This window comes from Flavobacterium tistrianum (assembly GCF_003254545.1).
Taxonomy (GTDB): Bacteria; Bacteroidota; Bacteroidia; order Flavobacteriales; family Flavobacteriaceae; genus Flavobacterium; species Flavobacterium tistrianum.
Window position 1 is genome coordinate 1 of record NZ_QJRH01000004.1, and the last position, 220, is coordinate 220.

1 protein-coding gene is annotated in these 220 nt (G+C 46.8%); it reads right to left on the reverse strand.

Translation table 11 applies throughout. The annotated features are described in order from the left end of the window. The coding region (locus DMB71_RS00020) for a DUF5977 domain-containing protein (protein ID WP_162614714.1) at positions 1–220 on the reverse strand (220 nt) is incomplete at both ends.

A 220-nucleotide genomic window follows, 5' to 3' on the forward strand; every position in this document is an offset into this window, starting at 1 on the left:
TAAGCCTGCCCGTTTGCATTTACATCATTCTGCGCAAGTGCATCGGCTTCTGCTTGGGTTGCAGCGATGTATGTTCCTGCGTTGACAGTGTAGGTTACAGTTGAACCTGTTCCTCCAGCTCCGCAGTTATTTCTAGTGAAAGTTCCGCTTTTTGCCACGTTTACAAAAGTGCAAGAACCTTGAGCATTAGCGTAAGCCTGCCCGTTTGCATTTACATCAT